7 protein-coding genes and 1 pseudogene are annotated in these 8,926 nt (G+C 56.6%); 1 reads left to right on the plus strand and 7 read right to left on the minus strand.

Annotated features, from left to right (window positions below; genetic code table 11):
- Positions 1 to 2: 2 nt before the first annotated feature.
- From H5P30_RS01140 to H5P30_RS01160, 5 genes are all read right to left on the minus strand, one after another.
- Positions 3 to 257 (minus strand): ATP-binding cassette domain-containing protein, encoded by a 255-nt coding sequence (locus H5P30_RS01140; protein ID WP_185691128.1) that lies wholly within the window; start codon positions 255 to 257, stop codon positions 3 to 5.
- A gap of 173 nt (positions 258 to 430) precedes the next feature.
- A complete protein-coding gene (locus H5P30_RS01145; protein WP_185691129.1) occupies positions 431 to 889 on the minus strand; it encodes a RidA family protein in 459 nt (152 codons plus the stop codon).
- Complete coding sequence (locus H5P30_RS01150) at positions 886 to 2,391, minus strand: nucleotidyl transferase family protein (RefSeq protein WP_185691130.1); 1,506 nt, start codon at positions 2,389 to 2,391, stop codon at positions 886 to 888. Before H5P30_RS01150 ends, H5P30_RS01145 begins: the two co-directional genes overlap by 4 nt.
- A 15-nt stretch (positions 2,392 to 2,406) precedes the next feature.
- On the minus strand, positions 2,407 to 3,765 hold the full coding sequence (locus H5P30_RS01155) for an MFS transporter (RefSeq protein ID WP_185691131.1): 1,359 nt from the start codon (positions 3,763 to 3,765) through the stop codon (positions 2,407 to 2,409).
- Positions 3,755 to 4,750 (minus strand): NAD-dependent epimerase/dehydratase family protein, encoded by a 996-nt coding sequence (locus tag H5P30_RS01160; RefSeq protein WP_185691132.1) that lies wholly within the window; start codon positions 4,748 to 4,750, stop codon positions 3,755 to 3,757. The genes H5P30_RS01155 and H5P30_RS01160 overlap by 11 nt, the downstream gene beginning before the upstream one ends.
- Before the next feature lie 520 nt (positions 4,751 to 5,270).
- On the opposite strand from H5P30_RS01160, the gene H5P30_RS01165 reads away from it, so the two are divergent.
- Positions 5,271 to 6,488: an anaerobic sulfatase maturase gene (locus tag H5P30_RS01165; protein ID WP_185691133.1), complete on the plus strand. Its 1,218-nt coding sequence runs from the start codon at positions 5,271 to 5,273 to the stop codon at positions 6,486 to 6,488.
- Between the two features lie 188 nt (positions 6,489 to 6,676).
- Here H5P30_RS01165 and H5P30_RS01170 read toward each other — a convergent pair whose 3' ends face one another.
- Both H5P30_RS01170 and H5P30_RS01175 read right to left on the minus strand, forming a co-directional pair.
- Positions 6,677 to 7,420 carry a hypothetical protein gene (locus H5P30_RS01170; protein WP_185691134.1) on the minus strand — a complete coding sequence of 248 codons (744 nt, stop codon included), beginning with the start codon at positions 7,418 to 7,420 and terminating at the stop codon, positions 6,677 to 6,679.
- A 259-nt stretch (positions 7,421 to 7,679) separates the two neighbouring features.
- Positions 7,680 to 8,858 (minus strand): annotated as a pseudogene (locus tag H5P30_RS01175) (IS4 family transposase).
- Positions 8,859 to 8,926: the final 68 nt, after the last annotated feature.

Consider the following 8,926-nt stretch of genomic DNA (forward strand, 5'->3'; position numbering starts at 1 on the left):
CACTACCGGATATCGGGAATAAAAAACAGCTTCCGCCTCAGGGCTACCTGATGACGACGCAAAGGGAAACCGGCGAGACGAACTTCCCCACAACTGCCCACGTACAAACCAGCCAATAGATTTAACAGCGTGGTTTTCCCTGCCCCATTCATTCCAATGAGTGCCGAGATCGTTCCGGGTTCAGGGCACCAGTCGATATCGCGAAGAACCCATTGCCTTCCGTATCGCTTGCCGAGTCCTTTTACTTCCAGAGACATGCCACCACGCTCCGAAAATACACCTCAACCGCAAGTCAAATCCCCCGACTCGCTACTGGTCGCCGCAAGCCGCCACACTACGAATCCCAAATTCGATTTCAGCTTCGAACTCCGAAGCTCCACCGCAGTTTACATCTCAATTTCGATCCGCGATTCGCAACTGCCCTTCGCAATCAACCGAGTTCAAAGACGCCGGCGACTTCGACGGCCGCCCCTTTCGGCAGTCCATTCACGGAAACTGCGGCCCGCGAATGACGGCCCGTGTCCCCGAAAATCTTTACGATCGTATCGGAGGCTCCGTTCATCACCGCCGCGGCCTCTTCGAAATCTTCGACTGAATTGATGTAGCCCGTCAGCGAAACGACCCGGCCAATCCGGTCGAGATTGCCCACGGCACTCCGCAACACGGCCACGAGATTCAAGGCGCATTGCTTAGCCGCGACCGCGGCTTCCTCCACCGAATAGTCCCGGCCCACTTTGCCTTTATGGGTCAGGCCGTCTTCATTCAGCGGCAAGGCCCCCGAGACAAAGATGAGATTTCCGGTCCGGACAAAGGGCACGTAGGAACCCACCGGATTCGGCGCCGGAGGCAGAGAGAACTCACCGGATTCAAGGATCTTCTCCGCGCTCATGATTTCGCCTTCTCTTCGGCGTCATTCACGTCCCACAGGTTGTGTTCAGTGATGTAGGCGGCGACCGGCTCGGGAACAAGCTCACGCCAAGAGGGATCACCCTTCTCAATCTTCTCGATCACGAAACGGGAGAGAATGTTCATGTTGTCGACCGAATGACTCCGGATCGGCTCGATGAATCCGTTCTCAAGGAGGTAGCTGTACAGGCCCTTGATGTTGTCGGCCACGCGCAGATTCTCGGCGGTGATCAGTACATCCTTCCCGATCTCCGATGCCGCCGTCTGCGAGAAGAAGGTCGCCGAATCCACCTTGTTTTTGTAAGCCTTATACCCCGACGCATTCATTGGATAGATGTAGAGCTTCACGTCTTCCTTGAAGAGTCGCCCGAAGGCCTCGAGAATCCCTCCATCGAGGTTTTCGTAATACTTCTCGTCGAGGATCTGGGTCAGCGTATTGATCCCGAGAACAATCCCGATCGGCATCGGCGTGTAGCGCCGGAAGTAGGCCGCGAGCCGGAAGAACTCAAAATAATTGGAGACGATGACCGAGCACCCGAGACTGTTGATAATATCCGTGCGGTGGAGGAAATCGTCGTAATCGATGTTCCCCTCTTCGGTCAGGGTCTTCATTGTGATCTCCATCGCGACCTCGACCTTCGCATCCTGCACCTTCGGCTGCTGCAGAAACTGCGCCCCGGCGCTTTCGAGCATGTCGATGTTCACCTTCGTCACCGGGCGGAAGCTCCCGCGCTCGACGAGGAGCGCCTTCTTGTGAAGAATTTCCGAGGGCTGGAGAATGGCATTGCCCGAGGCAAACATCACCGCGTTGGTCAGGCCCGCTTCGACAAGCTTCAAACTGAGAATCCGATTGTCGTGATGGGTGAAGGAGTCGCCGTTGAACTCGATCATGTCGACTTCGATCCGGTTGCCCTCGAGATTATCCCGCAGCGATTCAATGAAATCGTCCGGCTCTTCGTGGAGGAAGAGACCGCCGTAGATCATGTTCACCCCAAACACCCCGAGCGCGTCCTGCTGGAGAATGTTGGAATCGTCGAGCATCCGCACGTGGAGGATGATGTCGTTCGGCTTTTCGCCGGGCGCCATCTGCACCCGCAGCCCCATCCAGCCGTGACACTCATTCGTTCCGCGGAAGTTGCGGGCCGAAACGGTGTTGGCGAAAACAAAGAAGCGCGTCTCCGAGCCCCGGTCTTCCTTGAGCCGCTCGTCGAGAAGCCGATACTCATGATCCATCATCTGGATCAGGCGATCACGGGAAACGTAGCGCGTGGCCTTCCCGTAAATCTCGTCACTGAACTTCATGTCGTAGGCCGACATGCTCTTGGCGATCGTCCCGGCGGCTCCGCCTGCGACAAAGAAATGACGGGAAACTTCCTGCCCGGCACCGATCTCGGCAAAGGTCCCGTAGAGGGAATTGTCCAGATTGACGGTCAGAGCTTTGCGGTTCGTCGTGAGAGTTTTGTTTTCGGTAGGCTTGTTTTCCATGAGTGAGTGCGAGTTTCAGGAATGATTGATGGGTGAGAGTCGACGCGGATTTCGTGCCAATAGTCCAAGCAGTGCAAGCAACGGGGTCAAACAAAGACATCCGAAGACCGTAGACTGATAGGAACCTGTGATTTCGTAGGAAAGTCCAAAGGCATAGGGTCCCAAAGCGCTGAAGACAACCACGACCCCTGTAACAATTCCGTTGATCGATCCGAGATGCTTCCTCCCGAAAAACCGGGGCCACGGAACGTTGACGAGAATGCCGAAGGTTCCCCAGGCACAACCGCTGCCGAGGGCGAAGGCCCAGAATCCAAGATCGCTGCGAAAATTGAGCAACCCGAGAGAGCTCACCGTCTGGCAGGCCATCATGAAGAAAAGCAGGTAGCGCAAACGGATCTTTTCCGCGACAAACCCGAGCGTCAACGAGGTCAAGACATTGAAGATCCCCACGTACAGGAGGATGTGCAGAGCATCGTCCCGCGGGAGATCGCCCATCTCCGCCCCGACCGAAACCATGTGAAAGGCCGTTCCCGTTCCGATAAAGGCATTCATCGCCAAACCGGAGGCCATGAGCCAAAACGCCGGGGTCCGCGCCGCCTCGAAGGCAGTATAATCCCGATGCAGAATCGGCCCCGGCCCGGTGCTCTCCGGATCCAGGTCGCCTTCTTCTTCGCCCCGTCGCACGGGGATCCCACAAGCCTCCGGAGAATCCCGGAAAAAGAAAACGCTGATCACCGCAAATCCGACCCCGACGCCCCCGGCGAGGATCCACCAAGTCCCCTTCCATCCATAGAGAATCACCAACCCCTCCAGGAGAACCGGGGCACTGGAAAACGAGAGCGAGAGGATCATCCCGTTCAGACCGGCAATCAGGCTCCTCCACCGCACAAACCAGCGAAAGATCATCGAGCGGCAGGTCGTCATGATCATCCCCAACCCCCAGAACCGGAGAGAGAAGAAGACTACAAAGAGAAAGAAAATACTCGCGTGCCGATGGGAGAGGCCGATCCGCTCCAAAATCCCGGTGTAAAAGAGAGGCTCGCTCAACAAAGCCATCGCCAGCCCCAGACAGAGAAACGAGAACGTCGCCGCGATCCGCACCCCCATCCGGTCGATCCAGAAACCCGCAAACGGGATCAACAACCCCGCCCCGATCGTTCCCACCGTAAAGGAAAAGGTCAGCGCAGCCCGGGACACCGAGAGCTCCCCCATCATCGGATCGACAAAGGGCGCAAATCCCGGCGGTGTCGCCGGCACCGTCGCGATCATGCTCAAGGTGCCGACCGCCGCGACGATCCATCCGTAGAAAAACGGAACGCGGGCCGGATCGAAAGGGAAGCGCGGGCTCAGCCGGCGCACTCCGTCAATTTTCATTCCGCAAAGCCTCCAAGTACCGTTCGACGCCCTCTTCCATCGAAACCACCGGCTCATACCCGAGAACCTCCCGGGCCCCCGCACTCGAAAACCAATGATCCGTGGCCAATTCTTTCGCCACAAACCGGGTCATCGGAGGCTCTCCGCCCAAACGCCCGATCTTCCAAATCCCCTCACAAACCGTTCCGGCCAAGAGAGCGAGCTTCAGGGAAATCTTCTTCCTCACCGGCGCACGACCCGTCGCTTCCAGAACCCGATTCACAAAGGGCCAAAGCGCCACCGGCTCGTCCTGGGTCAGAAAATAGGCTCGCCCGCCCCCGCGCCCCGCAAGCAGAGACTCGACCGCGGCCACGTGCCCCGCCGCCACATTGTCGATGTAGGTCAGGTCCACCCGATTCCGTCCATCGCCGACGATCTTCAACTTCCCCGCATCGACCCGTTCGAAAACCCGGGGAAACAGATGCGGATCCCCCGGCCCCCAGATCAAATGCGGACGCAGCGCCAACGTCCGCAACCCCGCGCCGTCGGCCGCCAGGACCCGCCGCTCCGCCTCCGCCTTCGTCTCCGGATAAAAACAGGGAAACTCCGTGCCATAGGGCATCGACTCGTCGCCCCCTTGAATCGCCTCGCCATTGAAAACCACACTCGGCGTGCTCGTAAAGACGAAGGCCTGCACTCCGGCCCCGCGAGCGGATTCGAGCAAACATTCCGTCGCCGCCACATTGGCCTGATAATACGCCTCGCGCGGCCCCCAAACCCCCGCCTTGGCCGCCATGTGCACCACTGCCACAACCCCGGCGCAAAGTTCCGCCACCACAGCCGCATCGTTCAGATCGGCCGCAACGTACTCCACCTCCGCGGGCAGATCCGACGGGCGAGAGCGACGCCCCGTCCCCCGCACCGAGAACCCCTTCTCCCGCAAAGCCCGACAAACCGCGCCTCCGACAAATCCACTCGCCCCCGTGACCAGAATTCTCCCTTCCATCCCGTCCACAATGAAACCCCTCCCCCACGGCGCAACCGCGAAAGCCAACCGTCCATGATTATGCCTCGGTCTTATCGAGGACGATACCTCCACGACCCGAATGGCAGAGAAAACGATCATCCTTACCGAAAAGGCCCTCACTGGACTGCGGATTTCAATCCGCGCCGCCTGCCTCTCCGGTTCGTTGTCCAGCCTTCAGGCTGCTCCCCTGTATGATTTTCGGCAGCCCCGAGCCTTGCTTGATGAAACGCGCCCCCCCCCGCCGGGGGGCGACAGAAGGGCCCTAAAGGAACCCTCTCCTCCGATCATCCAGCAGAAGCGGACGTGCGAAGCACTTTCGAACCGTCCGGCCGCGGATCGAAATTTCCGCCAAACCACAAAACAAAGCCCCCCCCACCCTTTTGTGTCTTTTGTGCCTTCTGTGGTTAATCCATCCCAACCGCGGTCCACCCTGCCGAAATCTCCCCCTCCCCACTATTAGTATCGACTCCAATCAGAAACCTTGTCATTAAACAATCTTATGACAGCCCCGTTTCACGTAATGACCAAGCCAGCCGGTGCCGCCTGCAACCTGGCCTGCGAATATTGCTACTACTTGGAAAAGTCCCTCCTCTATCCGGAAACCGGCGTGCCACGGATGAGCGACGCGACCCTGGATCGCTACGTGCGCGATTACATCGAGTCGCAAAACTCCCGCGAGGTACAATTTGCCTGGCAGGGCGGCGAACCGACGATGCTGGGGCTCGGATTTTTCGAGAAAGTGGTCGCGCTCCAGGAAAAATACTGCGGACAGAAAACCGTGAGCAACGCCCTCCAAACCAACGGAACCTTTCTCAACGAAGACTGGGCGTCATTCCTCAAGGAGCATTCCTTCCTCGTCGGGATCAGCATCGACGGCCCAGAAGAGATTCACGACCACTACCGGGTCGACCGCGGGGGACGCCCCACCTTCGCCAAGGTCATGCGCGGATGGGAAACCCTCCACTCCGCCGGAGTCGACGTCAACACCCTCACCGTCGTAAATCGCCTCAACAGCCAGCACCCCGAAAAGGTCTACGACTTCCTCAAGAGCATCGGGTCCACCTTCCTCCAGTTCATCCCCATCGTCGAGCGCGAGCCGGATGATCGGGTCGACGACAGCCTCGACCTCGCCGGTCCCCCGGACGCCGGAGATCCCGGAGCCCGCATTCCCGTCACCCCCTGGAGCGTCCGCCCCCGCGACTTCGGCCGCTTCTTGAACAAAATCTTCGATCGCTGGATCCGCCAGGATGTCGGCACCATCTTCGTTCAACACTTCGACGGAGCCCTCGCTAAATGGACCGGCACTCAGGGCGGGATCTGCGTCTTCGCCGAAGAGTGCGGTCGAGCCATGGCCCTCGAGCACAACGGCGACCTCTACAGCTGCGACCACTACGTCTACCCTTCCTATAGGCTCGGAAATATCCGCGAGAAAGGTTTCGCCGAAATGGCGGACTCGCCGGAACAGGTCGCATTCGGTCGGGCCAAACGGACCGAGCTCTCCCAAGCCTGCAAAAAATGCGCTTTCCGCTTCGCCTGCAACGGCGACTGCCCGAAACACCGTTTCGTCCCTACCGGCAAAGACCAACCGGGCATCAGCTACCTCTGCCCCGGCCTCAAATCCTTCTTCTCCCACATCGACGCCCCTATGCGGGAAATGGCAAAGCTCTGGCGCTCCGGCCAGCCCCCGGCCCGGATCATGGAAAACTATCGCAACTGATTCGGCGGGCGGGAATGAAAGTCGGACGCCTATGGATTACATACCGTAGGTCGTAACAGATTATATAGAATGTCCTAGCAGCCTCGACAATCGGCAGTAATAAAAAATTGTGAACCTTCAGCCATCGAAAATCTTAGAAAAAGCTGCGGGTGGAAGAGCCCAATTAAGCAACAAAGTGTATTCAAAGCTCAACACTTCTTGCGGCGACACATCACAACGCTAGCAACGACGAACAGTCCCACAGCCAGAGCTGCATTAGGTTCAGGGATGGTGGCTAAGGAGACCCCATACAATCGCACACCTTCGCCTGCAACTGCCGTACTGAAATCTAAGTCCAATAGCGAAATCGTGGCGTCCGTATCGGCTGAATCAGCCTGCAATTGGAATGTGTAATAATTCGTTTGTAGATCGTTCCCCGAATATGTCCTGCTTGTCGTCAGCGGATCCGCCCCAGCCATGGTGATGGTCAAATCATATTCACCTGAACGGAAAGCGCCTCCCCAAATACGCAGCTCGTAGACCTCAGTCGTCGGCAGGGTCACTGAAAATTGAAGCCCCTCTGCTACCGTGTTATCGTAATTATTACTAAAAACACCTCCAATACTACCCAACGCACTCTCGCTGACCGGCGAAACACCATCCGTAAAGCTGAAAGTCAGCGCAGCATTCGCACTGGAGGAGTTCGCCAAAGCGCCGCTGCCCACAATTGACACGCCTGAAATCAAGTCAGCACCAGATTTGCTATTAGTGGAAGCGCTAGTAGCCGAGTCCCAATAGGCCCAATCTGAACTGCCTAATGAGGTTAAATTGAAGTCGGTCAGATCAATGTCATAACTGGGGTCGCCGACTCCAGTTATGAAAGCTGCCTGCACCGAGGTCGCGGCAACCAGGGATACCGCTGTAGAGATGAATGCGAGTGTTCTAATTTTCATGGGATTTATGAATTAGTGGGTTGGTCGGTAATTTATTAACTTTGAACAGATTGACAACTTGTCCTCTGGAAAAACGAATTCCAAACCCACAGTAACATCGAAAGCTCCTCGACTGGCATCCCCTTCGTTTTTCGCGATAACATTGTCGAGTCCACGACTCGTAGTATTCGCGACATCAGAACCGGATGCTCCAAAATCAACCACTACGCTTGAAGCGGCTGAGATCTGAGTCGATAGAGCCAAGAGAGGTAGGGTATCACTACTGTCCAGTTAGGAAGTCGTTGAAGTTGAGTTGGTTAGATAATTGAGTTTCGTCAAAATTTGTGAAGGATTCTGTAAATAGCTGATTGATATGAACTTTCTGAAAAGCGTTAACACTCAGAACTTGCAGAATCCGGGTCAAACTGTGGTCGAGGCAGAGAGTCTTTTTGAGACTGGCGACGAGAAGATAGGTGCAGATGGCGATCCAAATTTGGGTTCTGACGGCATTGTCCGAGGTTCCGAAGAAGGACTTGATCCGCAGGTTCTGTTTGATCCATTTGAAGAAAAGTTCGATCTGCCAGCGGCTCTTGTAGACCAAGGCGACGGTCAATGCTGGGATGGAAAAATTGTTGGAAAGGAATACCAAGTCCTTGCCAGTCTCCTCGTCGAAGAAACGAACTCGACGCAAAGCAATGGGATATCGTTCCTTGGACAGGGCTCCGCTCAGACCGATTGTTTGATCGCTGCGCAGACCTGTGATTTTGGCAACTCTGCGGGACTCCCGGACATAGCAGTCGAGGTTGCGTTTGGCACGGATAACGAAGAACGCTCCGGCCTGGCTGAGGCCGAAGAGTCGACCGAAGTCGAGGTATCCACGATCCATTACATAGATCGTTCCGGGAGAGACTGGCATTCGGTCGAGGAAAGACACATCGTGTTCCCGTCCCTTCGTAACGTCGATGAACAGCGGGATAGAGCCTTGAAGTTCGAACTGCGTGTGGATCTTTACCGCCGCTTTCGTGGAACGAAAGTCCGCCCAAGGGAAGAGAGTCAGGCAAAGATCGATGGTGCTCGAATCGACCGCGACGACCATGCCATCGAGACCCATCGGGTTCGTCTCGCCTGCCTAAAGTCTCCGCGTCCTTCGAATGAGGATATGAGCCATGGCTTCGTAGACGCGCCAGTCCCTCCATTGGTTGGCATATGCCAAATTGGTGCGGGTAATGTTGCCGCGAAACCCCATCGCGTAAGCGTTTTGATTCCCGCGCAAACAAGCCTCGATCTCGCGCAACCCCTCCCGGTAAGTCAACTGGGCAAAGACCATGGCAAGGAATTGGTCGCGTGCGGTAAATCCGCGACTGCTCTTGGGCATCGGGTAAAGCTTGATGCATCGGTCGAACTCCTTCCGGTCCAAGCCATCGGTAATCTGAGTAAAAACGAGCCTGCCAGCGTTCATCCGTTATTGAGAACGAATGCGACGGAAGGTCGCCAGCCGATTCAAATGCGTGACAACCTTTATCCTGT

It is taken from the genome of Puniceicoccus vermicola (assembly GCF_014230055.1).
GTDB lineage: Bacteria > Verrucomicrobiota > Verrucomicrobiia > Opitutales > Puniceicoccaceae > Puniceicoccus > Puniceicoccus vermicola.